General features: G+C 62.0%; 20 protein-coding genes. 16 read left to right on the top strand and 4 right to left on the bottom strand.

Going from position 1 to position 23,630, the window contains the following annotated elements:
• The first annotated feature begins 29 nt into the window (after positions 1-29).
• Complete coding sequence (locus NH396_RS15650; protein ID WP_176677257.1) at positions 30-1,049, top strand: fumarylacetoacetate hydrolase family protein; 1,020 nt, start codon at positions 30-32, stop codon at positions 1,047-1,049.
• A gap of 145 nt (positions 1,050-1,194) precedes the next feature.
• Positions 1,195-1,845, top strand: a complete 651-nt coding sequence (gene maiA / locus NH396_RS15655; protein ID WP_253064872.1) for a maleylacetoacetate isomerase — start codon at positions 1,195-1,197, stop codon at positions 1,843-1,845.
• A 74-nt stretch (positions 1,846-1,919) separates the two neighbouring features.
• Here the strand turns inward: maiA and NH396_RS15660 are convergent, their stop codons facing one another.
• The gene (locus NH396_RS15660; protein WP_253064776.1) at positions 1,920-2,702 is read right to left on the bottom strand and encodes a cation diffusion facilitator family transporter; all 783 of its coding nucleotides are present in this window, start codon (positions 2,700-2,702) and stop codon (positions 1,920-1,922) included.
• A 167-nt stretch (positions 2,703-2,869) separates the two neighbouring features.
• Between NH396_RS15660 and NH396_RS15665 the strand changes: the two genes are divergently transcribed.
• The 5 genes from NH396_RS15665 to NH396_RS15685 all read left to right on the top strand — a co-directional run bounded on the left by NH396_RS15665 (position 2,870) and on the right by NH396_RS15685 (position 9,720).
• Positions 2,870-3,265 (top strand): helix-turn-helix domain-containing protein, encoded by a 396-nt coding sequence (locus NH396_RS15665; protein ID WP_253064778.1) that lies wholly within the window; start codon positions 2,870-2,872, stop codon positions 3,263-3,265.
• A gap of 168 nt (positions 3,266-3,433) precedes the next feature.
• A complete protein-coding gene (locus NH396_RS15670) occupies positions 3,434-5,023 on the top strand; it encodes a peptide chain release factor 3 (RefSeq protein ID WP_253064780.1) in 1,590 nt (529 codons plus the stop codon).
• 389 nt (positions 5,024-5,412) lie between these two features.
• Positions 5,413-5,895 (top strand): large conductance mechanosensitive channel protein MscL, encoded by a 483-nt coding sequence (mscL, locus tag NH396_RS15675; RefSeq protein WP_253064782.1) that lies wholly within the window; start codon positions 5,413-5,415, stop codon positions 5,893-5,895.
• 139 nt (positions 5,896-6,034) lie between these two features.
• The gene (locus NH396_RS15680) at positions 6,035-6,802 is read left to right on the top strand and encodes a TatD family hydrolase (protein WP_253064783.1); all 768 of its coding nucleotides are present in this window, start codon (positions 6,035-6,037) and stop codon (positions 6,800-6,802) included.
• A gap of 74 nt (positions 6,803-6,876) precedes the next feature.
• Positions 6,877-9,720: a GGDEF domain-containing phosphodiesterase gene (locus NH396_RS15685; protein WP_253064784.1), complete on the top strand. Its 2,844-nt coding sequence runs from the start codon at positions 6,877-6,879 to the stop codon at positions 9,718-9,720.
• A 123-nt stretch (positions 9,721-9,843) separates the two neighbouring features.
• Here the strand turns inward: NH396_RS15685 and NH396_RS15690 are convergent, their stop codons facing one another.
• Positions 9,844-10,980, bottom strand: coding sequence for a folate-binding protein (locus NH396_RS15690; RefSeq protein ID WP_253064786.1), 1,137 nt, complete (start codon positions 10,978-10,980; stop codon positions 9,844-9,846).
• A 35-nt stretch (positions 10,981-11,015) separates the two neighbouring features.
• Here NH396_RS15690 and NH396_RS17210 point away from each other — a divergent pair, with 35 nt between their 5' ends.
• From NH396_RS17210 to NH396_RS15730, 8 genes are all read left to right on the top strand, one after another.
• Complete coding sequence (locus NH396_RS17210; protein ID WP_306424424.1) at positions 11,016-11,456, top strand: hypothetical protein; 441 nt, start codon at positions 11,016-11,018, stop codon at positions 11,454-11,456.
• Between the two features lie 87 nt (positions 11,457-11,543).
• Positions 11,544-11,978, top strand: a complete 435-nt coding sequence (locus NH396_RS15700) for an OsmC family protein (RefSeq protein ID WP_253064788.1) — start codon at positions 11,544-11,546, stop codon at positions 11,976-11,978.
• Positions 11,979-12,044: 66 nt separating this feature from the next.
• Positions 12,045-14,072, top strand: a complete 2,028-nt coding sequence (uvrB, locus tag NH396_RS15705) for an excinuclease ABC subunit UvrB (RefSeq protein ID WP_253064790.1) — start codon at positions 12,045-12,047, stop codon at positions 14,070-14,072.
• A 661-nt stretch (positions 14,073-14,733) separates the two neighbouring features.
• Complete coding sequence (locus NH396_RS15710) at positions 14,734-15,837, top strand: branched-chain amino acid ABC transporter substrate-binding protein (protein ID WP_253064792.1); 1,104 nt, start codon at positions 14,734-14,736, stop codon at positions 15,835-15,837.
• Positions 15,838-16,095: 258 nt separating this feature from the next.
• Positions 16,096-17,016: a high-affinity branched-chain amino acid ABC transporter permease LivH gene (livH, locus tag NH396_RS15715; protein ID WP_253064793.1), complete on the top strand. Its 921-nt coding sequence runs from the start codon at positions 16,096-16,098 to the stop codon at positions 17,014-17,016.
• A complete protein-coding gene (gene livM / locus NH396_RS15720; RefSeq protein ID WP_176677245.1) occupies positions 17,016-18,341 on the top strand; it encodes a high-affinity branched-chain amino acid ABC transporter permease LivM in 1,326 nt (441 codons plus the stop codon). Before livH ends, livM begins: the two co-directional genes overlap by 1 nt.
• 97 nt (positions 18,342-18,438) lie before the next feature.
• Entirely contained in the window at positions 18,439-19,194 is a 756-nt protein-coding gene (gene livG, locus NH396_RS15725) for a high-affinity branched-chain amino acid ABC transporter ATP-binding protein LivG (RefSeq protein WP_290441820.1), read from the top strand.
• Between the two features lie 74 nt (positions 19,195-19,268).
• On the top strand, positions 19,269-19,970 hold the full coding sequence (locus tag NH396_RS15730) for an ABC transporter ATP-binding protein (protein ID WP_043336899.1): 702 nt from the start codon (positions 19,269-19,271) through the stop codon (positions 19,968-19,970).
• A 142-nt stretch (positions 19,971-20,112) separates the two neighbouring features.
• Here NH396_RS15730 and NH396_RS15735 read toward each other — a convergent pair whose 3' ends face one another.
• Positions 20,113-20,472, bottom strand: coding sequence for a hypothetical protein (locus tag NH396_RS15735; RefSeq protein WP_253064794.1), 360 nt, complete (start codon positions 20,470-20,472; stop codon positions 20,113-20,115).
• Positions 20,473-20,691: 219 nt separating this feature from the next.
• Entirely contained in the window at positions 20,692-21,705 is a 1,014-nt protein-coding gene (locus tag NH396_RS15740) for an N-acetylmuramoyl-L-alanine amidase (RefSeq protein ID WP_253064795.1), read from the bottom strand.
• A gap of 347 nt (positions 21,706-22,052) precedes the next feature.
• Between NH396_RS15740 and NH396_RS15745 the strand changes: the two genes are divergently transcribed.
• Complete coding sequence (locus NH396_RS15745; protein WP_054556993.1) at positions 22,053-23,558, top strand: fumarate hydratase; 1,506 nt, start codon at positions 22,053-22,055, stop codon at positions 23,556-23,558.
• Positions 23,559-23,630 lie beyond the last annotated feature (72 nt).

Consider the following 23,630-nt stretch of genomic DNA (forward strand, 5'->3'; position numbering starts at 1 on the left):
TGCTTACGTTGCTCACCAAGGAGGCACCCATGAAATTCGCTACCTATCAGGATGGTTCCCGCGATGGAACACTGCTGCTGGTCTCCCGTGACCTGACCCGCGCCGTCAAGGTCGCGGATGTCGCAACGACCCTGCAGGCGCTGCTGGAGGACTGGACGTCGCTGGCGCCCGGGCTCGAGCAACGCTACGCGGCGCTCAATGAAGGCACGCTGGCGGACGCCTTTGCGCTGGAAAGCCAGGCGCTTCATTCCCCGCTGCCGCGCAGTTATCAGTGGGCAGACGGCTCCGCGTATCTGAACCATGTCCAGCTGGTGCGCCAGGCACGTGGCGCCGAGATGCCCGAGACCTTCTGGCATGACCCGCTGATGTATCAGGGTGGCAGCGACAGCTTCCTGGCCCCCAACGCCGATATCGTATGCGTCAGTGAGGAGCATGGCATCGATTTCGAAGGCGAGATCGCCGTCATCACCGATGATGTGCCGATGCACGTCAGTCCGGAGCAGGCCGAGGACCACATTCGCCTGTTGATGCTGGTCAATGACGTCAGTCTGCGTGGGCTGATCCCCGGCGAGCTGGCCAAGGGCTTCGGCTTCTTCCAGGCCAAGCCGTCGTCAAGCTTCTCGCCCATCGCCGTGACGCCGGACGAGCTGGGGGATGCCTGGCAGCAGGGTCGCGTGCATCTGCCGTTGAGCGTGCATCTCAATGGTGAAAAGTTCGGTGAGCCAGAGTCCGGGCCAGACATGATCTTCAGCTTCCCGCAGCTGGTGGCACATGCCGCGAAGACTCGCCCCCTGGGCGCCGGCGCGATCATCGGTTCAGGCACCGTATCCAATCCCGGCAAGGATGGCGGCCCCGGCAAACCGATCAGCGAAGGGGGCGTGGGCTACAGCTGTCTGGCCGAAGTGCGCATGGTCGAGAAGATCCTGTTCGATGAGATTCGCACGCCCTTCATGCGTTTCGGTGATCGCATTCGCATCGAGATGTTCGATCGCGATGGTCAGAGCATCTTCGGCGCCATTGATCAGCAGGTGACGCAGTTGGACGCCTGAGGGCGGCGTCGTGAGGTAGAACTTCTCAGAGACACGTCTCGGGAAGACGTCGTGCTCCGGTAAGCCTCAAGCCAACAGGGTGCGAGGCAGTGCGAAGGGGCGGCCGGCATTCAACCGCGTCACAGGGGAGTGCAGCATGAGTTCAATGAGCCTGTATGGCTATTACCGTTCATCTACCAGCTATCGGGTAAGAATCGCGCTGGCGCTCAAGGGAGTTGAGGTCGCTCAGGTGCCGGTCAATCTGCTCAAGGGCGAACAGCGCAGCGAGGACTATCTGGCCATCAATCCCCAGGGACTGGTGCCGACCCTGATGGTGGGAGATACCCCGGCACCTGTGGCCCTGACCCAGTCGCTCGCGATCATGGAATATCTGGAGGAGCGCTGGCCCACCCCGGCGCTGTTGCCCTCAGCGCCGGAAGCGCGTGCGAAGGTGCGCGCACTATGCCAGTTCATGGCCTGTGAGATGCATCCGCTCAACAATCCGCGCGTGCTCAATTATCTGACCGATCAGCTTGAGGTCTCCCAGGAGAAGCGCCTTGAGTGGTACCAACACTGGGTCGCCGAGGGCTTCGCGCGTCTGGAAGTGATGCTGGCGGAAAGTGCAGGGCGCTTCTGTCATGGCGATAGCCCGGGCATGGCGGATGCCTGCCTGATGCCCCAGCTCTACAATGCGCGCCGCTTCGAGTGTGAACTCGAGGACTACCCGAGGATTCTGGCCATCGAGGCGGCCTGTCAGTCACTGGAAGCCTTCCAGCAGGCCCACCCCGAGCGTCAGCCAGATTGTCCGGCGGCCTGACGCGCATGGCTTCAAGGCAGCAAGCAGCGCCCCACCCGAAACGGTGGGGCGCTTCCATGTCTCAGGTCATCGTCTCAACGACAGCACTTGCTGGAGCTGTCGCCGCTGGCGGGTGTCTGCTCGACCGCTACGGCAGCCGTGGATGGCGCGCAACAACTGCGGGTGGCGCAGGATGATGGCGGAGCGTCAGGGGCTTGGGAGCTTGCGTCTTGCTCATGCGCAGCTTGCACGCTTTCGGCCTGCTTGGCCTCGCCAAGCTCAACTCGCGCATCGCGTATCACCTGCCAGGCGGACTGCAGGAAGAGTGCTGCAATCGCCGCCCCCAGCAGTACATCCGGCCAGCGGGAACCTGTCCAGCCGACCAGGAGTGCTGCGCCGAAGACCGAGGCATTGGCGATGATGTCATTGCGTGAACACAGCCAGGTGGAGCGCATGTTCAGATCATCCGATTTGAAGCGCCACAGCAGGCCGAAGCAGACCAGATTGACGGCCAGTGCCAGCAGGGCGAAGGCGCCCATGCCGTGTGCGGCGGGGGCGACGCCATGGAGGGCCTGATAGCCCGCCTCGCCAAGGACAATCACGCCCAGCGCCAGCATCACGATGCCTTTCACCAGCGCGCTCAACGCACGTTCACGCACGCTGCGGTGCAGGACGTAGAGGGTCAGGGCGTAGACGCTGGCATCGCCGAACATGTCGAGTGAATCCCCCAGCAGTGCGGTGGAGCCCAGCCACCAGGCTGCGGTGAATTCGATGAAGAACATGCTGGCATTCAGTGCCAGCAATATCTTGAGTACCTTGCCCTGAGAGGCTCTGAGCTCTGCCAGCTCGCCAGACTTGCTTTCGCAACAGCTTTTCATAAGGGGTCTTGGCCTCCTGTCGTATTGCTGACAGCATGGAGGTTATAGTCACTATAAGGTCAAGTCTCATGACACAAGGAACCGAGCGCGAACCGGGGACAGCAGCGCAAGACCCGCAAAGATCAGCGGCTTGCACAGGGTCTGACACAGAGGCTGTCACAGGGGCGATGAGCATCGGCCAGCTGGCCAAGGCCTCAGACGTCCAGGCGGTGACGATCCGCTACTACGAGAAGCAGGGTCTGTTGGCACCGCAGCGGCGTGCGGCCAACGGCTATCGTAAATATGGCAATGCACAACTGCGCCGGTTGACCTTCATCCGCCGTTGTCGACGTCTGGGGTTCTCGCTGGATGATATCCGCGCCTTGCTTGGGCTGGCGGATCAGCAGGCGTTGCCGTGCGATCAGATAGACGCGCGAATCGAGGCGCAGCTGGCCGAGGTGCGCAAGCGTCAGCGCGACCTCGCTGTCATGGAGGAGGAGTTGCAGCGCCTGACACACTGCTGTGCCGGCGGGGTGGTGGCGCAGTGCCATATCGTCGAGACACTGTCCGAGGTCGAGGAGTAAGGCCCTGGCATTTTTTGCGCGCGCAAGGATGACTGAAGGCCGCTGATCGCGCTCGCCTCTGTTGCCGCGCCGCGCCAGCCGCTACAATGCGCGCCATTCGTCTTGTTCTGCTATTCACCCAACAGTGCGCGCGGCGTGTCTCACGCCGGGCCGGATGCCTTTCAGCTCATGTCAGATTCCCAGATTGCCAAGGCGGCGGATGTGCGCCGTACATTCGCCATCATCTCTCACCCGGATGCCGGTAAGACCACCATTACCGAGAAGCTGCTGCTGTTCGGGAATGCCATCCAGATGGCCGGCTCGGTCAAGAGCAAGCGGGCCGATCGTCACGCGACCTCTGACTGGATGAAGATGGAGCAGGAGCGTGGCATCTCCGTGACCACCTCCGTGATGCAGTTCCCCTACAAGGACCGCATGGTCAACCTGCTGGATACCCCCGGGCACGAGGATTTCTCCGAGGATACCTACCGGACGCTGACGGCCGTCGACTCGGCGCTGATGGTCATCGATGGTGCCAAGGGTGTCGAGGACCGCACCATCAAGCTGATGGAAGTCTGCCGTCTGCGCACCACGCCGATCCTGACCTTCGTCAACAAGATGGACCGTGAGACGCGTGACCCCATCGAGGTGATGGACGAAGTCGAGACGGTCCTCAACATCCAGTGCGCGCCGATTACCTGGCCGATCGGTGTCGGCAAGGGCTTCAAGGGCGTCTATCACCTGCTCAATGACGAGATCCATCTCTACAAGCAGGGCCAGGGCAACCGCATCCCCGATGACGTACGCATCAAGGGCCTCGACAGCCCTGAAGCCATTGAAGCGCTGGGTGAGGGCTTGATCGAAGAGCTGAGCATGGAAGTCGAGCTGGTGCGCGGCGCCTCTCACGAGTTCGATCTCGAGGCCTATCGTCGTGGTGAGCTGACGCCGGTCTACTTCGGTACCGCCATGGGCAACTTCGGCGTGCGTGAGATGCTCGACGGCTTCGTCGAATACGCGCCGCCGCCCCAGCCGCGCGATACCGATACCCGCGAAGTCACTGCCCACGATGAGCGCTTCACCGGCTTCGTGTTCAAGATCCAGGCCAACATGGACCCGAAGCACCGTGACCGTGTCGCCTTCCTGCGTGTCTGCTCCGGCAAGTACGAGAAGAACATGAAGATGCGCCACGTACGCATCAACAAGGACGTCAAGATTCCTGACGCCCTGACCTTCATGGCGGCGGACCGCTCCCACGTGGAAGAGGCCTGGCCGGGCGATATCATCGGACTGCACAACCACGGCACCATCCAGATCGGCGACACCTTCACCATCGGCGAGGACATGCGCTTCACTGGCATTCCGCACTTCGCGCCGGAACTGTTCAAGCGCGTGCGCCTGAAGGACCCGCTGAAGATGAAGGCGTTGCAGAAAGGTCTGCAGCAGCTCTCCGAAGAGGGCGCGACCCAGGTCTTCCAGCCGTTCGACAACAACGACCTGATCGTCGGTGCCGTCGGTACACTGCAGTTTGACGTGGTCGCTCATCGCCTGAAGGAAGAGTACAAGGTCGAGTGCATCTATGAGGCGATCAACGTGCAGACCGCGCGCTGGATTTACTGCGATGACACCAAGATGCTGGAAGATTTCAAGCGCAAGGCCAGTGCCAACCTGGCCTACGACGGCGGTGGCTGGCTGACCTACATCGCGCCGACCCGCGTCAACCTGCAGCTGACCCAGGAACGCTGGCCGGACATCACCTTCCGCGCGACCCGTGAGCACTGAGACAGTTGCCACAACGGCGTTGCCGCAGCGGCGATGTAGTAATGGTGCTGCCACAGCGACGCTGCGATAGCGAGACTGTCGATCCGGGCATAAAAAAACGCCACCCCTCGGGGGTGGCGTTTTTTTATGCCCGGATAAAGGTGGCGTTTTTTGTGTCCAGACAAGCGTGTAACCCTACGTTTACACAGCCGACCTGTGGCGTGGCATCAGCACGGCATAATGCTCGGGTCATGTTGTCTTGCTGGCATCCCTGTGATGAAGCTTGCTGGGGCGAAGGTCGGTAGGGCGCAGACAATGACAACAACAATGGCGTGGGATATGTCTCAGTGCGGGCCACGCTTGATGCGTGGTAATCCACCGGATGGTTAGCGAGTGACAGGAGGTGACAGATGTCCGGATTCATGCAGGAATTTCGTGATTTTGCCGTCAAGGGAAATGTCGTCGACATGGCAGTCGGCATCATCATCGGCGGGGCATTCACCCTGATCGTCAAGAGTCTGGTGGGTGACATGCTCAACCCGCTGATCGGGCTGCTGATCGGGGGAGTCGATTTCTCCAGCTTCTTCATCGTGCTCAAGGAAGGTGCCCAGGCGGCCCCCTATGCCAGCCTGGATGCCGCGAAGGAAGCGGGGGCCGTGACGCTGAACTATGGCTTGTTCATCAATGCCATCATCAGCTTTGCCTTGGTGGCGCTGGCAGTCTTCGTATTGATTCGTCAGATCAACAAGCTGAAGAAGGAGGCCGAGGAAGTGCCGGAGGAGGTCACCGACAAGGATTGTCCGTATTGTCTATCCAAGGTGCCGCTGGCAGCGACCCGTTGTGGTCATTGCACCTCGGAGCTTGCGCCGGCAGCGCCGGTGGAGGCGGCCTAGGCCATCTGCGTCGGGCACGACGACTGACAAGAAATATCGACACTCATCCTCAAGGGACCGGCCACCAGGTCGGTCCCTTCGTTTGTCTGTCACTCGCTGATATAGCACGATGGCAGTTCTACCATCACCGAGAGATTCCATGCTGATCGACAGCCATTGCCATCTGGATTTCGCTGACTTCACGCCGGATAGTGAGGCGGTCATCGCGCGTGCCGAGCAGGAAGGCGTCTCGGCCTTCGTGGTGCCCGCCACTACGGTGGTAAGCTTTCCTGCAGTGCTGGCGCTGGCGGGTTCATCGGCGGGTATATTCGGTGCCTTGGGGTTGCATCCCTATTTTCTTTCCGAGCATGGTGATGACGCGCTGGCGGCGCTTCATCAGACCCTCGATCAGCATGCTGATCATGTCGTCGCGTTGGGGGAATGTGGCTTTGATGCGCGACTGGCCGATCATGACGCCCAATGGCAGTTGTTCGAGGCCCAGCTGAGCATGGCACGCGAATTCTCCCTGCCTGTCATCGTGCACTGCGTGCGCGCCAATGACGAAGTGGCCAAACGACTCAAGCAGGCACGACTCACCCGTGGCGGTATCATCCACGCCTTCGCGGGCAGTCAGGTGCAGGCACAGCGCTTTCTCGAGCTTGGCTTCGTGCTGGGGTTGGGCGGCAGCGTGACCTACCCGCGTGCCAACAAGCTGCGCAAAGTGGTGGCGTCACTGCCAGACGATGGCTTCGTGCTCGAAACTGATAGCCCCGACATGCCGCTGTACGGGTTTCAGGGGCAGCGCAATGAGCCATCGCGAGTGGCCAAGGTCGCGGACGTGGTGGCGGAACTCCGCTCGAGCAGTCGCCACGATATCGCGTTATCTACCACGACGAATGTGCAGCGTATTCTTCAACTGAACGTCTGATCTAGACTGACCTCAAAGGTCAGGCGACAGCCTGCCGACCCGGTTCAGGAGGTCGCCTCATCATCGGTAAATCAATGTCAGATTCTTCACCATCGCGTTCCTCTTCTCGTGTGCCGGCACACGAGTTTTCTGCTGTCTTCCCGCACACTTCTCTGCCTGCTGGCCCCCGCTATCGGATGTATCTGCTGCCGCTGCTGTTGCTGGCGGCATTGCTGGCCACCGGCTGGTTGACGGCCAGTCAGATCACGCAATCCCGCGAGGCGGATCGTGAATCCGACAGGCAGCGGCTGGCCTTGTGGGTCAAGAGTGAACAGCGCCTGCTCGCGGGACAGTTGCACGAAAACGGCTACTGGGAAGAAGCCGTGAACAGGTTTCTACGCGAGCCCGAGCTGGACACGACCTGGCTCGAGTACATGTATGGCCCTGAGTTCGCCATCAATACCGGCATCTATCTGATCTCTGCCGTGCGTGGCGATGGGCAGGTGGCAGCCTGGGTGCAGCACAACGCCGGGTCCCCGGGGGCCGACTGGCTGGGCAAGCAGCCAGTGAGCTGGCGACGCGCGCTCGCCCCCGTCATGCAGGCTGCCCGCCAGTCACCGACACAACCTCAGCTGGCCTGGTTGATCGTCGACAACCAGCCATGGCTGATCGGCATGCAGGGCCTCTACGAGGATGAGGAGGCCTTGCCACCGCAGGACGAGCAGGGGCTGTTGATACTGGGCATGCCGCTCACGACAGACCTGCTGGATGAGCAGGCGGCCGTGCTGGGCTTGAAGGGCCTGCAGGTGGTCAGCAACGCCATGCCACAGCCTGTCGCGACGCAGCAGGTCTGCGTGGCCTTGCCGGCATCCGCCCGGGCCGATCGTTACAACCATGCCAAGGCCTGCTGGCAGGATGAAAATCGCGTCGCTCAGCTGGTGCAGAAGATGGGCACTCCGCTGGCGGTGCTGCTGTTGATCATTTTGCTGGCGGGCATGGGGACCATCGGCATGCAGGTGCGCGACAATCGGCGCCGCAGGGCGAGCCGGGCCTATGGCGCCTATCTCGAGCATCAATACCAGCGCCACAGCATCCTCAACCAGCAATTCCTGAGCGTCCCCTATGAAACCCACACGCCGCAGAATGCGCGTGCGTCTCTCACCCGCTACCTGCAGCGCGTGCGCGAGATGCTGGGGGCAGAGATCATCATCTATCGGCGTGAGGTGGGCAATCCCAACGCCGGCTACCTGATTCTGCAGAGTCACGATGAGCGTGAGTGGTTGAGTGAGGCATCGTTGCGGCGTGATACTCTCTGGCGCCTGCCGGTAGGGCGCGTGTGTGTGTCAGCCGGTGATCGCTCGCGACGAGATGGCGATGGGGATGTCGACAGGAGTGTCGATGAGCAGGAAGATCGCGCCCTGCTGCTGTGTCAGCGACTGGGCGCCAGCCAGTTGATGGGCTATTCGATCTCGCCACATCCCGGGCGCAGCGAATTGCTGCTGGTGGCCAGTCGCGGTCATCGACTCAACGCCACCGAGATGATGCCGTTGCTGGACATGACCCTCGATACGCTGGTGGTAAGAGGGCTGGAGCAGGAACGCGTGCTGCTCCAGCACCAGTTACTCGAAGAGCGCGAGATGGATCTCGATACCGGTTTGCTCAGTCGTGAAGGCATGCTGCGGCTGATCAAGGTGCGGATTGACCAGCTGGGCGAGGTCGCGCCGATGGAGGGCTTCGTGCTGATAGCACTGCGAATTGGCGGCTTGCAGGTGCTCTTCGATCATGCCGGCGCCGAACCGGGCAATCACCAGCTGGAGCAGGTCCAGAAACGCATCGCTCCCTTGCTTGGCAATTCCGGCGATGTGGCGCGCCTTGAGACCGACAGGCTGCTGATCATGGTCCAGCGCCGGCTGTTGGAAGCGACGCGTGGCGGTATCAGCGGCTGGCTGGACAACCTGCTGAACGCCGTGCGCGACAAGGTCACGCTCAATGATGAGGTGATCTATCTGCAGCCGAGTCTGGGCATCACGCGCTATCCCGAGGATGGCCATCAGGTGGATGCGCTGGTCTATCGCGCCGAACGTGCCCTGCACGATACCCAGCAATGCCAACGCGAGTGGCATTTCTTCGATGAGGAAGCGGAGCGTGAGTTGCGTCGCCTCAAGCAGCTGGAGGCCGAGTTCACCGTCGCGCTGCGCGAGAATCAGCTCAGGCTCTTCGTGCAGCCGATCGTCGATGGGCGTAGCGGCCGCTTGCAGCTGTCGGAGGCGCTGATTCGCTGGCAGCACCCCGAACATGGCTTGATGGGCTCGGCGGACTTCATGGCCATCGTCGAGTCCGCCCGCCTGGATGTCGCGTTGGGGCGCTGGGTGCTCAAGGAGAGCATCGCGACCTTGATTCGCGTCCACGAAAGCGGACATGAGCTGCATATGAGCGTCAACGTGACCGTGCGCCACATGATGGACAAGCGCTTCCTGTCAGACCTGGAAATGTTGTTCCGGTATCCGGAGCTGTGTGAGCGCCTGACGCTTGAACTGGTCGAGAGCCAGCTGCCGGATGACATCCAGGCCCTCGCCGTGCTTTTCCAGACCATTCGGGCTCACGGCGTGGCGTTGGCATTGGACGATTTCGGCACGGGCTACTCCTCGCTGTCACAGCTTCAGCAGTTGCCGTTCGACAAGCTCAAGATCGATCGGCAGTTCGTGATGGCGCTTGGCTCCAGCAAGGGGCAGGCCATGATCGAAGCAATGCTGGGCCTGGCGGAGGCTTTCCATCTTGCGGTGGTAGCAGAAGGTATCGAGACGCCAGAGCAGCGAGCGGAATTGCTCGCACATGGCTGTTCGCTGCATCAGGGCTATCTCTATGCACGACCGATGCCGGTACAGGAGCTGATCGAGCACCTGGTCGCAGGGGATGGCTGGCTGCCGGAAGGGTTGTAAGGGCTGTGAGCCCCGGCAGGTGCCTGACATCAGCAATCCCGACAGTCAAAAGCCCCGCACGTTGGTACGCGCGGGGCTTTCTTTTGGTGTCTGTGAAGCGATCAGTGCATCAAACCGTACCCTTCAGTCCTTGAGCTGCTCCGGATCGCGACGCTCGACGGCATAGGGCAGCGCTCTGCGTTCAAGCTGGGTGCCATCTTCCAATGCCAACGCGATCTCTTCATCGCGCAGGCTGATCACGGCCAGCAGCTCCAGGCGACCCTGCTCATCATGGGCTGCCTGCAGCACTTCGCCGAGAGACTTGCCGTCGGGGCTTGTGACCTTGCTGCCCACCGCCGGCAAGTCGGCCGGCTGCGCTGTCGTCAGGCGTTGCAGACGTTTCTTGACCTGGCCGCGGAAGTGGGCGCGGGCCACGACTTCCTGGCCGGTATAGCAGCCTTTCTTGAAGCTGATCGCGGCGAGGGCTTCCAGATTGAGCATCTGCGGCAGCCAGCTGTCAGTCTGCGCGGAGGTGACCCACTGCAGACCGGAGCGGATATCTTCCAGGCCCCAGCGGGTGTCGTCGTTGGCGGCCACATCGCGCGCGAAAAGCGTCGTCGCGAGATCTGCCAGCGCGGCATGCGGGCCAACCAGTATCGCGCGCGGGGTACTGCCTGACGGCTGGCGCGCCAGCGCGCAGGTCTGTGGTCCTGCTTCCTCGCTCGACTGCATGGGCGACGGGAGGACCGAGCGCATCGCCAGGTCATGCTCGGCCAGCGCAGGTACTTCGAGGGCGTCGGCACTGGCCGCCAGAGCCTGCTCGCCGAGCAGGCCGAGCACACTCAGCTCACTCGATACCTCCAGCGTCACCTTGTAGAAGGGCGCGAACTTGGCCAGATGGGCACGTAGCGGTTCAGCGGTGTCAGCTGGCATCACGAGCCACAGGCGTTCTTCGCTGACGCGCAGCAGCTGGGCCATGGCCAGAATGCGTCCCTTCGGGGTGCAGAAGGTCGTCAGCGGCGCCAGCTCGCCATCGACCAGACTCAGCTGCTGTGAGGTCTGTCCCTGCAGAAAGCGTCCGCCATCCTTGCCGCAGACCTCGAGTACCTCGAAATTGCCCAGCGGGGTCAGTACATTCTCGGCCAAGGCACGGTCGGCTACGCCAGCGTGAGGCATGTCAGCGAGTGGCATGGAGGCGTCAGCTGGCTCACCCAGCGTTAGGCGGCCGTCCTCGCCGAGCTGGTAGCCGTGGTCTTGCATCAGGGTCTTCAAGGGATTCATCTACCACCATCCTGTTGCGAAGGAGTGAACTGCCGGTGGCGCACTGGCAACCAGGCGGCATGTCGGATGCCCGCATTGTTACGCGCCAGCTGGCGGCTGTCAGCCCCTTGTGCCCCGACTGGCAGCAAAAGAACGCGCAAATCAGTGTTCTTGTTACGTCAGGCATTTCTGTGGCCCAGTTCGCGACGAGTCTGACGCGCGCTGATTGTCAGGCAACCGTGCTATTCTTGACGGCTGCAATGCGCCGCGGCGCCCCTTTTTTACTGCATGACAGGAATGACACGATGGCCAGCTTTTCTCTAACTTTGATCGGCGTCGAGAGCGTCAAGGACGTCAACAAGGTCACCACGGCGCTGATGATGATGGATGGCGTCAAGGAAGCCGAGGTCGGGCGTGGCTTTGCCGAAGTCGACGGTCAGGTGCGTTATGACGCGCTGGTCAAGACGATCGAGAAGGCCGGTTACAAGGTCAAGTGACCGCGGTGCGGTGACGCTGGACAGGCGGGAAACAGGCAACGTCTCACGAGCGGGGTCACGGACAGATCAGCGACAGGGAGGTGACGAATGAGTATTGAGGTAATCAGCCGTCGGTCAGGCAGTTTCGTGCAGCGGGTACAGGTCGCAAGCTTTGATGAGTTGCTGGTCGATGTGCCGGCGGTGGTCGGTGGTGACGAGAGCGCCCCGGACCCGCATGACTACTTCGACCTGTCGCTGGGGGCCTGCAAGTCGATCACCGTGCAGATGTACGCTCGGCGCAAGGGCTTGCCGCTGGCGGGGATCACCACCACGGTGGACCGGGACGACAGCGACGAGCGCCGTGGCAGCCACAGCGAATATCGCCTCACGGTCAGCATGCAGTTTCTGGCCGAGGAGGGCCATGAGCTGGACGCCGAGACGCGCGCGCGTCTGATCGAGATCTCCGAGCGTTGCCCCATCCATCGCCTGATGACCAGCACCCGGGTCTCGGTGACCAGTCAAGAAGCGCCCGCGAGCGAATGATGCCGCCGGGCAATCATCTGCCTGTCGTCAGTTGAAGACCCGACTGACTGCCACCATTGAGAGCGCATGAGCAAATCATTTCGCATCGATTCCAAGTTCCAGCCGGCCGGTGACCAACCGGCGGCCATCGAGAAGCTGATCACCGGCCTGGACGCGGGCTTGGCGCATCAGACCCTCCTGGGCGTGACCGGCTCCGGCAAGACCTTCACGGTGGCCAACATCGTGGAGCGTCTGCAGCGCCCGGCTATCGTCATGGCCCCCAACAAGACGCTGGCGGCACAGTTGTACGGCGAGTTCAAGTCGTTCTTCCCCGACAATGCCGTCGAATATTTCGTCTCCTATTACGATTACTATCAGCCCGAAGCCTACGTCGCTTCCTCTGATACCTTCATCGAGAAGGATGCCTCGATCAATGACCACATCGAGCAGATGCGTCTATCGGCGACCAAGGCGCTCTTGGAACGCCGCGATGCGATCATCGTGGTCTCCGTCTCGGCCATCTATGGCCTGGGTGACCCGGATCAATATCTGAAGATGCGCTTGCACTTTAATCGTGGCGAACAGATCGATCAGCGCGGCTTTCTCAGGCGTCTGGCGGAGCTGCAGTACACCCGCAACGACATGGATTTCCGGCGCGGTACCTATCGGGTGCGCGGCGATGTGATCGACATCTTCCCGGCCGACTCCGAAGAGCAGGCGGTGCGTGTGGAGCTGTTCGATGATGAGATCGATTCAATCCGGCTGTTCGATCCGCTGACCGGTGAAGTGGCCGAGTCGGTGCCGCGTATGACCATCTATCCCAAGAGTCACTACGTGACGCCGCGCGAGACCATCGTCGCCGCGGTCGATCGCATCAAGGAAGAGCTGGTCGAGCGCCTCGATTACCTGCGCAAGCACGACAAGCTGGTCGAGGCCCAGCGCCTAGAGCAGCGTACCCTCTATGACATCGAGATGATGATGGAGCTGGGCTACTGCAACGGCATCGAGAACTACTCGCGCTATCTGTCGGGGCGTGATCCCGGCAATGCGCCGCCGACCTTCTTCGATTACCTGCCCAAGGACGCGCTGGTGTTCATCGATGAGTCCCACGTCAGCGTGCCGCAGGTCGGCGGCATGTACCGCGGTGACCGTTCGCGCAAGGAAACGCTGGTGGAGTACGGCTTCCGTCTGCCGTCTGCGCTGGACAACCGTCCGATGAAATTCGAGGAGTGGGAGAGCATCCTGCCGCAGACTGTCTTCGTCTCTGCGACGCCTGGCCCCTACGAAGAAGAGCATGCCGGCCAGGTGGTGGAGCAGGTGGTGCGTCCCACCGGGCTGCTTGATCCGGTCATCGAGGTGCGTTCGGCCTCGACTCAGGTCGATGATGTGCTCTCCGAGATCAAGGCGCGTACCCAGGTGGGCGAGCGCGTGCTGATCACCACGCTGACCAAGCGCATGTCGGAAGACCTGACCGAGTATCTGGGCGAGCACGACGTGCGGGTACGCTATCTGCACTCCGATATCGACACCGTCGAGCGGGTCGAGATCATTCGTGATCTGCGTCTGGGCAAGTTCGATGTGCTGGTCGGCATCAACCTGCTGCGTGAGGGGCTCGATATACCGGAGGTCTCGCTGGTGGCGATCCTGGATGCCGACAAGGAGGGCTTCCTGCGCTCGGAGCGCTCCCTGATCCAGACCATCGGCCGCGCGGCGCGTAACGCCAACGGCAAGGCCATCCTGTACGGGGATCGCATCACCGATTCCATGCAGCGGGCCATCGCCGAGACCGAACGCCGTCGCGAGAAGCAGATGGCCTTCAATGACGAGCACGGCATCACGCCACGCACCATCACCAAGTCGGTGGCGGATATCATGGAAGGTGCCCAGGCGCCGGGCCGCAAGAACAGCCGTCGCAAGGGCAGCGAGCGTCAGGTGGCGGAAGAGACGCCGGACTACGCCGCGCTGGCAGCCGAAGGGCCTCAGGCGCTCGAGAAGGAGATCAGCCGTCTCGAAGATGCCATGTTTGCCGCGGCCAAGAACCTCGAGTTCGAGGAAGCCGGTCGACTACGCGACCAGATCAACGACGTTCGCAATCGCCTGATCGCGCTGGGCTGACGCTATTCTCCATCCCTCAGCATCCGCGTTACTAAAGGCATGACCCTGCGCGCCCGACGATGGGAGACATCGTCGGGCGCGTGGCGTTCAGGGTGGCGGGTATCTGTCGGGGAAGCGCCATCAACAAGTTATCCCGTTATCTTGTCTATGCGTTGCTGATCATCACATTGCAGCTCAATGCATGGCTCAGGACCAACCGGTTGCTCGGGGAGGGCAGCAGGATTGCTTCTCTTACAACCTTGGGCGTAGCCGAGCGGGGGCCTGCAGTGCCTTTTGATGGTGCAAGAGGAGAGGGAAATCCTGTTGTCTGCGTATTGGCATGTGCCAATGACTGGATTTGATCAGGATTTCCGAGGATTGTCTGGCCACCATGGAAAGCGTGGTGCTTTTCGCTATTGGCAGGTTGCCGAGCCGCATCCATGAGCGCCCAAACGGTCACTTTACATGCGTATTCGCTGCTGCCAATAATGCTTTCAAGGCATTCCTGACGTGTCGATCCCCTGCCTGCAGGCTGGCAGCGGCGCACAAGGTCAGCGAATGACAGACACTGTCGCCAGCCTTTTTCGGTCAGCCCAGCGCTGCCACCAGGCGTCAGTCAGGGCTGCCCGGCCGTAGTGCAACAACAGTAGTACAACAATAATCGGGAACAGGAATTTTCATCATGATGCGCAGGTCTCTTCTCGCTCTCGGTATCGCCGCGGCGATGTCCACCCAGGCTCAGGCCGATATCACCATCGCCATGGCAGGCCCAGTCACGGGGCCGGTCGCCCAGTACGGTGACATGCAGTTCATCGGTGCCGAGATGGCCATCGAGCGGATCAATGCCGCCGGTGGCGTCGACGGCGAGATGCTCAAGGGCGTCAAATACGACGACGCCTGTGACCCCAAGCAGGCGGTGGCGGTGGCCAACCAGATCGTCAATGACGGTGTCCAGTACGTAATCGGCCACCTGTGCTCCAGCGCGACCCAGCCGGCCTCGGACATCTACGCCGAGGAAGGTGTGATGATGATCACGGCGGCGTCCACCAGCCCGACCATCACCGAGCAGGGCTATGAGCTGGTCTTCCGCACCATCGGCCTGGATTCCCTGCAGGGGCCGGTCGCCGGGCGCTATATCGCCGAGACGGTCAAGCCCACGCACATGGCCGTGATCCACGACAAGCAGCAGTACGGGGAAGGCATCGCCACCGGCGTGCGCGACACCGTCGAGGAGGCGGGCATCGATGTGGTGCTGTTCGAGGGCATCACGGCAGGCGACAAGGATTTCTCGGCGCTGATCTCCAAGCTCAAGAAGGAGAATGTCGACTTCGTCTACTACGGCGGCTATCACCCGGAACTGGGCCTCTTGCTGCGTCAGTCACGTGAGCTGGGCTTCGATGCCCCCTTTATGGGCCCGGAAGGGGTCGGTAACCCGGATATTTCCAAGATCGCCGGTCAGGCCTCCGAAGGGCTTTACGTGACGCTGCCGCCGGCCTTCGAGACAGACCCGAAGAACGCCGATCTGGTCGCAGCCTTCAAGGACAAGGATCAGGACCCCTCCGGCCCGTTCGTCATGCCGGCCTACACCGCGGTGGAACTGATCGCCGATGGCATCAAGGGCGCCGACTCCACCGATCCCTATGACGTTGCCGAATATCTGCGCGCCAACAGCTTCGACACGCCCATCGGCAAGGTCGAATACGACGAGAAGGGCGATCTGAAGGACTTCAACTTCGTCGTCTACAACTGGCACGCCGACGGAACCAAGACCGAAGCGGCACATTGATCATCGGCTGGCCTCTGCTCGTCTGAGCCCAGCCTTCGCCACGGCCATGTGACATCTCATTCGAGACCTCATGTGGTCGTGGTGGATCACCCCCGAGACGCTTCCCGTCATGCCACCTGGCATGGCGGGCTGCTCCGTTCGGTCGAGTCCACGGTGATGCAATATCGCCGTGCCTTCCCGTTGTCGCCGCGCATGCGGCATTTTCCCTGACGGTCACCGGCCACAAGCCGACGACAGTCGCGGCCAAGGGTCGTTCCAATGGAAGACATCCTCTACTTCCTGCAACAGGTCATCAATGGCCTGACCATCGGCAGTACCTATGCCTTGATCGCCATCGGCTACACGATGGTCTATGGCATCATCGGCATGATCAATTTCGCCCACGGCGAGATCTACATGATCGGCACCTATGTGACCTTCATCGTCATCGCGGCGCTGGGCATGCTGGGTATCGCCAACCCCTTCTTTCTGATGGCGGCCGCCTTGCTGGTGGCGGTGCTGGTGTCCTGTGCCTACGGCTTTGCCGTGGAGCGGGTGGCCTATCGCCCGGTACGTGGCTCAAAGCGTCTGATCGCGCTGATCTCGGCGATCGGCATGTCGATCTTCCTGCAGAACTACATGCGTCTGGCCCAGGGGTCGCGTGACATGGCGATCTCCAGCCTGATCCCGGGCGGCTGGGAATTCGGCATCGAGAGCTTCGCAGTCAATCTCTCCTACATGCAGGTGATCATCTTCAGCGTCACCCTGGTGTGCATGCTGCTGCTGTCGTCCTTCATCTCGCGCTCGCGCCTGGGGCGTGCCTGCCGTGCCTGCTCGCAGGATGCTGGCATGGCGCGTCTGCTGGGCATCAATACCGACATGATCATCTCGATGACCTTCGTGATCGGGGCGGCGCTTGCCGCCGTGGCGGGCCTGCTGCTCGGCATGTACTACGGCGTGGTCAATCCCTACATCGGCTTCCTGGCCGGCCTCAAGGCGTTCACGGCAGCGGTGCTGGGCGGTATCGGCAGCATCCCCGGCGCCATGCTGGGGGGGCTGCTGCTGGGCGTCGCGGAGGCGCTGACCGGCGGTTACCTGTCGACTGAATACAAGGACGTGGTGGCCTTCGGGCTGCTGATCCTGATTCTGCTGTTCCGTCCCTCCGGGATTCTCGGCAAGCCCGAAGTGGAGAAGATCTGATGCCCAAGCTTGCGAAACAGACGCTGAAGACAGCGGGTACCTCGCCCGCCGAGACGATTCCGCCACAGCCTTCCTATCGGCGGCCCTGGTGGTCGGCACTTGCGGCCGCGGTGCTGACCCTCGTGCTGGGGGGATCGGTACTGGGTGTGCAGCTCGAGTCCACCGGTATCACCACCACGGTACGCTTGATGGGCATGGACACCTGGGGATGGTTGCTGGCCGCCGCGCTGGCCGTCTTCCTGCATCAGCTGGTACGTCCGCAGATCGAGGAGTGGCGCGCACGCACGCGCAAACCTTCACGTTTCAGCGTCCCGGATGTGATGAGCGGTCAGAAGCGTCAGCTGTGGATCATGCTGGCCATCGGTGCGTTGCTGATCTTCCCGTTCCTCTCCAACCGATCGGCGGTGGACCTCGCCACTCTGACGCTGATCTACATCATGTTGGGCCTGGGGCTCAACGTGGTAGTGGGCCTTGCCGGGCTGCTGGATCTCGGCTACGTGGGCTTCTACGCCGTCGGGGCCTATACCTATGCGTTGCTCAACAGCTATCTGGGCTTCAGCTTCTGGGAGGCATTGCCCATCGCCGGATTGATGACGGCGCTGTTCGGCTATCTGCTTGGCTTCCCCGTGCTAAGGCTGCGTGGTGACTACCTGGCCATCGTGACGCTGGGCTTCGGCGAGATCATCCGCATCCTGCTCAACAACTGGACCGAGCTGACCGGCGGCCCGAATGGCATCGCGCGCATTCCCAAGCCGACCTTGTTCAATCTCGAGTTCTCGCGGAGAGCCGACGAGGGCAACATCGCCTTCCATGAGTTCTTCGGCATCGACTATGACCCGGCCCTCAAGGTGATCTACCTGTATCTGCTGGCCTTGATTCTGGTGCTGATCACGCTGTTCGTGATCTACCGCTTGCTGCGCATGCCCATTGGGCGGGCGTGGGAGGCGTTGCGCGAGGATGACATCGCCTGTCGCTCGCTGGGCATGAACCCCACCGGCATCAAGCTCTCGGCCTTCACGATCGGTGCGAGCTTCGCCGGTTTCGCCGGCGCCTTCTTCGCCGCGCGGCAGGGCTTCATCAGTCCCGAGTCCTTCACCTTCATCGAGTCGGCGATCATTCTGGCAATCGTGGTGCTGGGGGGAATGGGCTCGCAGCTGGGTGTTATTCTTGCCGCGATCGCCATGACGTTACTGCCGGAGCTGGCACGCGAATTCAATGAATATCGCATGCTGCTGTTCGGACTGATGATGGTGCTGATGATGGTGTGGCGTCCTCAGGGCCTGGTGCCGCTCAAACGACCGCAGATGGAGCTCGACCGTGGCTGACATATATGACAAGCAGGTCCGCGACAGGCAAGGCTTTGACAAGGCAGCACCAGCCACCTCCTCACATCGTCAGACGCGCGCCGAGGGTGGGGTGCCATTGCTGGATGTGCGCGATCTCACCATGCAGTTCGGTGGCCTCAAGGCCGTGGATGGGGTGACGCTTCAGGTACATCCGGGGGAGGTGGTGTCGGTCATCGGACCGAATGGTGCGGGCAAGACCACCGTCTTCAACTGCATCTCAGGCTTCTATCAGCCCACCGGTGGCGAGGTGTATTTCCAGAACCGCGCCATGCATCGCCTGCCGGGCTATCGCATCGCCCAGGCCGGCATGGTGCGCACCTTCCAGAACGTGCGGCTATTCAAGGAGATGACTGTCATCGAGAACCTGCTGGTGGCGCAGCACATGCACGCCGAACGCAATCTTCTCAAGGGACTGTTCAAGACGCCGGGCTATCGACGCAGTGAAAAGGCGCTGATGCAGCATGCCGGCGATTGGCTGGAGCGAGTCGGTCTGCTCGAATTCGCCAATCGCGAGGCCGGCAATCTGGCCTATGGCCAGCAGCGTCGACTCGAGATCGCGCGTTGCATGGTCGCCAGGCCGCGGCTGCTGATGCTGGATGAGCCGGCGGCGGGCCTCAATCCCAACGAGACACGGGACCTGGATGATCTGATCGTCAGCCTGACACGCGATGAGGGCATCTCGGTACTGTTGATCGAGCATGACATGAGTCTGGTGATGGGCATCTCGGACCACATCTACGTGGTCAATCAGGGCCAGCCGCTTTCGGATGGCAGTCCGGAGGACATACGGCGCAACGATGCCGTGATCAAGGCCTATCTGGGGGAAGAGTGATCATGAGTGAGCATGTCGAAGACGTGACGCCCGAGGCCACGCTTGGCGATGAGGAACTCGCGCCCCGGGAGGCCATGCTGGCACTCGAGCATCTGACCACCCACTACGGGCCGGTGCAGGCGCTCAATGATGTCTCGCTGGCCGTCGGCCAGGGTGAGATCGTGACGCTGATCGGTGCCAACGGTGCCGGCAAGACGACGCTTCTGATGTCGATCTGTGGCGATCCGCGTCCAACCAGCGGGCGGGTGTGGTTCGAGGGCGAGGAGATCACCGGCACGCCTACGGCACGCGTGATGCGCGGTGGGCTGTCGGTGGTACCGGAAGGTCGTCGCATCTTCACCGGCATGACGGTGGAGGAAAACCTGGCCATGGGCGGCTATTACCAGAGCAAGGAGGAGAACGAGCGCAGCATCGAGCACGTGCTGGGGCTCTTCCCGCGTCTCAAGGAGCGCTTCCAGCAGCGCGGCGGCACCATGTCCGGCGGAGAGCAGCAGATGCTGGCCATCGGGCGCGCCCTGATGAGTCGGCCGCGGCTGCTGTTGCTCGATGAGCCATCGCTGGGGCTGGCACCCATCGTGATCGGGCAGATCTTCGAGATCGTCGAGCAGCTGCGCGAGCAGGGCACCACCATCTTCCTGGTGGAGCAGAACGCCCATCGTGCCCTGTCGATCGCCGATCGCGGATACGTGCTGGAGCATGGTCGCGTGGTGCTGGCGGACAGCGGCAAGGCGCTGCTGGCCAATGACGATGTACGCCGCGCCTATCTCGGCGGTTGAGAGGCCTGGCACGTGATTCGCTGCCGCGCCTCACCAGAGGAAGGCAATGCAACAGAGCGCGCCCCTGTCACTGAAACCTCGGTGGCAGGGGCGCTTTCTTGAGGATGCGATGCAGGGGGCGGGTAAAAGTGGCGTGAATGGCTTATGCCGTGAGAGGTGTCACGAACTCTTCCGGAGCATAGGCGACGCCGTCATGAATGCGGAAATGATCGGTGGGGCCCGAGGCCTGGCAGCTGTTGACGCATGCCTGGCTGGCGGGAAGCTGGCGCAGGGGGTAGCGCACGCCGGCCTGGCACAATTCCAGCATCTTCTTGAGCGCGCTGCGCTCACAGAAACCACATAGGCACTCCAGGGTGTTGTCAAGGCAGTCTTCTTCGCTCATGCCCGCTCCATAGATGCGATTGTCATCACAGACGACGAATCCGAGAGCGCCGGGGGATGTGGCGGGTGTTGTCATGTCTGCTGCCGTATCAGATACCGCACTGAGAATGTTGTCAGCCATGATGAACCTCATTGTGATGGGGTGTGCCGGCTTCTCCGAGCCAGTCGCTAGCTTGTCTGTCCATGATCCTCTCTGGTCATGCCTCACCCCAGAGTAGACGGCGGTCGTCAAACTGCCATGCAAACCTGTTTAACGCTTCAAGGACGAACCGATGCTGCGTCAGAAATGTGACAGATAAGTGTCGTTCAGATGACTGCGAAGGTCTCGCAACTGGCGATTTCAAGATGGCAGGCAGCCCAGTGACTGACGGTAACGTGCGTTGAGCGCCAGCAATATCGCGACACTCTCGGCATCGAAGGTTCCGCTGATCGCCCCGGGGCGAAAATGTGCCTGGAACGCGGCAATCGCCAATTCGGGACGCGCATGGTCCACCGGATAGCCGTAATGCGTGAGCGCCGTGAGCAGATCCTCATGTGATGGCAGACCCTCGCTTGCCAGCTGGCGCTGGAAGCACAGCACGTCAGAGGTGCGTGGCCAGGCACCGATGCCGGCGTCATGCAGGCGTTGCCAGGGGAAGCGCGGGCCGGGGTCGGTCTTGCGCTCAGGGGCGATGTCCGAATGCCCGACGACATCCACCGCCTTGATGCCATGGTGCGCGATGATGGGCTTGAGCAGCGTGATCAGTGCGCTGATCTGCGCCTCGCTCCACGGCGCGAAGTCACGCGAGGGGGACCAGCGTCTGGCGACCGCCGCCCTGGCATCTTCCTGCTCGCTTGTCTGCATTGGCACCAGTGCCAGCGGCCCGGCATTGACGATCTCGATGCCGATGGAGGTGTCATTGAGGTTGCTGCGTTCACCCCACTGACTGACGCCGGCATGCCAGGCGCGGCGCGCTTCCGGCACCAGCGGATAGACGCGCGGCAGGCCGGTCTCGGGCATCGGCGCCGACAGCAGATAATGCGCGCTGACCTGAGAGCCGGTCAGGCTGATCAGGGAGCCGCGCAGATCATCATCGGTGTAGTGCAGCACTAGATGGCGAATCCGCGAATTGCTCTTGCCTGGGGGAGAAGATGTTACCCAGTCGAAGGTATCGCTTCCGTCATCGGCGGCGGAACCCGGCTGAGTGCCACAGCCTGCCAGCAATAAGGTGAGCGCAGCAGCGGCCAGTGACAGCAGACGTCCCGAAAAGGCGCGTAACGAGAAGAAGCGTGGCGAGCAGGGACGTGGTGAATAGGGGGGTGATGAATAGGGGCGTGATGAATAGGGGCGTGAGGAACAGTTGCGTGGCGTCATTGAGTGGTCATCGTGGTTAATAAAGGGAGTCTGCATGACAGGACGGTACCGCAACGGGACGGCGTCAGTCGCCTTGCGATGCACCCGACTGCCGGCAGCGAAGCAGGCGGCTCCGGGCGGGAGAGTCTCACGTATTCTGGGCTGTAACCTGCTGAATTCTCATGACTTGCGGGTTGCAGGATTCGCTCTGCCGCCGCGTGCTCGCATGAGGTATAATCCTGCGCACCTGACCTGACGCTCGCCCCGTGGCGGCGCGATTGCCGTGCCTGACAACAGTAATCGCCTCTGTGCCCTGCGCGCCAGTGTGTCTGTCTTTCCCATCGCTTGCCCTTGAGGAGCCGATCCTGATGACCGTGATCCGCCAGGATGACCTGATCCAGAGCGTCGCCGACGCGCTGCAGTACATCTCCTACTACCATCCGAAGGATTTCATCGACGCCATGAACGCGGCGTACGAGCGTGAAGAGAATCCTGCCGCCAAGGATGCCATCGCGCAGATCCTGATCAACTCCCGGATGTGTGCCCTGGGTCATCGTCCCATCTGTCAGGACACCGGTATCGTCACCGTCTTCGTTCATGTCGGTATGAACGTGCGCTTCGAGGCCGACATGAGTCTCGACGACATGGTCAACGAAGGCGTGCGTCGCGCCTACCTGCTGCCGGACAACGTGCTGCGCGCCTCCGTGCTGGCAGACCCGGACGGCAAGCGTGCCAATACCAAGGACAACACGCCGGCCATCATCCATCACAAGCTGGTGCCGGGTGACAGCGTCGAGATCCACGTCGCGGCCAAGGGTGGCGGCAGCGAAGCCAAGTCCAAGTTCGCGATGCTCAACCCGTCCGACTCCGTGGTCGACTGGGTGCTGGAGCAGATTCCGAAGATGGGTGCTGGCTGGTGTCCGCCCGGCATGCTGGGCATCGGCATTGGCGGTACCGCCGAGAAGGCGATGCAGCTGGCCAAGGAGTCCCTGCTCGAGCCGATCGATATCCAGGAGCTGCAGGCGCGTGGTGCCTCCAACCGTGCCGAAGAGATCCGTCTCGAGCTGTTCGAGAAGGTCAATGCGACTGGTGTCGGCGCCCAGGGCCTCGGCGGTCTGACCACCGTGCTCGACATCAAGGTCATGGATTACCCGACCCACGCGGCCAACAAGCCGGTGGCGATCATCCCGAACTGCGCGGCGACCCGCCACGTGCACTTCACCCTGGATGGCAGCGGCGTGGCAGAACTGCCGGCACCCAAGCTCGAGGACTGGCCGGAAATCACCCGTGAAGCGGGCGACAGCGTCAAGCGTGTCAACCTCGACACCGTGACGCCCGAGGAAGTTCAGAGCTGGCAGCCGGGCGACACGCTGCTGCTCAACGGCAAGCTGCTGACCGGCCGTGATGCGGCCCACAAGCGCATGACCGAGATGTTGGCACGTGGCGAGCAGCTGCCGGTCGACCTCAAGGGGCGCTTCATCTACTACGTCGGCCCGGTCGATCCAATCCGTGACGAAGTCGTCGGCCCGGCTGGCCCGACCACCGCGACCCGCATGGACAAGTTCACGCGCACGCTGCTGGAAGAGACCGGCCTCCTGGGTATGGTCGGCAAGGCAGAGCGTGGCCCGACCGCGATCGACGCCATCCGTGACAACAAGTCCAGCTACCTGATGGCCGTCGGCGGCGCTGCCTACCTGGTCGCCCAGGCGATCAAGAAGTCACGCGTGCTGGCGTTTGAAGACCTGGGCATGGAAGCGATCTACGAATTCGAGGTCGAAGACATGCCGGTGACTGTGGCCGTCGACAGCGCGGGCGTCTCCGTGCACCAGACGGGCCCGGCCAAGTGGAAGGAAATCATCGCCAGCCGCGCCTGATGGCGGCCGAGTGATGAGTCGTCACGTCCTGTGGCATGCGTCCTTGTGACATGCGTCCTTGTGATATGAGAT

Origin of the sequence: Cobetia sp. Dlab-2-AX, assembly GCF_024124625.1 — a bacterium.
Taxonomy (GTDB): domain Bacteria; phylum Pseudomonadota; class Gammaproteobacteria; order Pseudomonadales; family Halomonadaceae; genus Cobetia.

Excerpts from the sequence above, each read along its gene's own strand:
- NH396_RS15650 (WP_176677257.1), top strand. The coding sequence starts at position 30 with ATGAAATTCGCTACCTATCAGGATGGTTCCCGCGATGGAACACTGCTG.
- maiA (WP_253064872.1), top strand. The coding sequence starts at position 1,195 with ATGAGCCTGTATGGCTATTACCGTTCATCTACCAGCTATCGGGTAAGA.
- NH396_RS15660 (WP_253064776.1), bottom strand. The coding sequence starts at position 2,702 with ATGAAAAGCTGTTGCGAAAGCAAGTCTGGCGAGCTGGCAGAGCTCAGA.
- NH396_RS15665 (WP_253064778.1), top strand. The coding sequence starts at position 2,870 with ATGAGCATCGGCCAGCTGGCCAAGGCCTCAGACGTCCAGGCGGTGACG.
- NH396_RS15670 (WP_253064780.1), top strand. The coding sequence starts at position 3,434 with ATGTCAGATTCCCAGATTGCCAAGGCGGCGGATGTGCGCCGTACATTC.
- mscL (WP_253064782.1), top strand. The coding sequence starts at position 5,413 with ATGTCCGGATTCATGCAGGAATTTCGTGATTTTGCCGTCAAGGGAAAT.
- NH396_RS15680 (WP_253064783.1), top strand. The coding sequence starts at position 6,035 with ATGCTGATCGACAGCCATTGCCATCTGGATTTCGCTGACTTCACGCCG.
- NH396_RS15685 (WP_253064784.1), top strand. The coding sequence starts at position 6,877 with ATGTCAGATTCTTCACCATCGCGTTCCTCTTCTCGTGTGCCGGCACAC.
- NH396_RS15690 (WP_253064786.1), bottom strand. The coding sequence starts at position 10,980 with ATGAATCCCTTGAAGACCCTGATGCAAGACCACGGCTACCAGCTCGGC.
- NH396_RS15700 (WP_253064788.1), top strand. The coding sequence starts at position 11,544 with ATGAGTATTGAGGTAATCAGCCGTCGGTCAGGCAGTTTCGTGCAGCGG.
- uvrB (WP_253064790.1), top strand. The coding sequence starts at position 12,045 with ATGAGCAAATCATTTCGCATCGATTCCAAGTTCCAGCCGGCCGGTGAC.
- NH396_RS15710 (WP_253064792.1), top strand. The coding sequence starts at position 14,734 with ATGATGCGCAGGTCTCTTCTCGCTCTCGGTATCGCCGCGGCGATGTCC.
- livH (WP_253064793.1), top strand. The coding sequence starts at position 16,096 with ATGGAAGACATCCTCTACTTCCTGCAACAGGTCATCAATGGCCTGACC.
- livM (WP_176677245.1), top strand. The coding sequence starts at position 17,016 with ATGCCCAAGCTTGCGAAACAGACGCTGAAGACAGCGGGTACCTCGCCC.
- NH396_RS15730 (WP_043336899.1), top strand. The coding sequence starts at position 19,269 with ATGCTGGCACTCGAGCATCTGACCACCCACTACGGGCCGGTGCAGGCG.
- NH396_RS15735 (WP_253064794.1), bottom strand. The coding sequence starts at position 20,472 with ATGGCTGACAACATTCTCAGTGCGGTATCTGATACGGCAGCAGACATG.
- NH396_RS15740 (WP_253064795.1), bottom strand. The coding sequence starts at position 21,705 with ATGACGCCACGCAACTGTTCCTCACGCCCCTATTCATCACGCCCCTAT.
- NH396_RS15745 (WP_054556993.1), top strand. The coding sequence starts at position 22,053 with ATGACCGTGATCCGCCAGGATGACCTGATCCAGAGCGTCGCCGACGCG.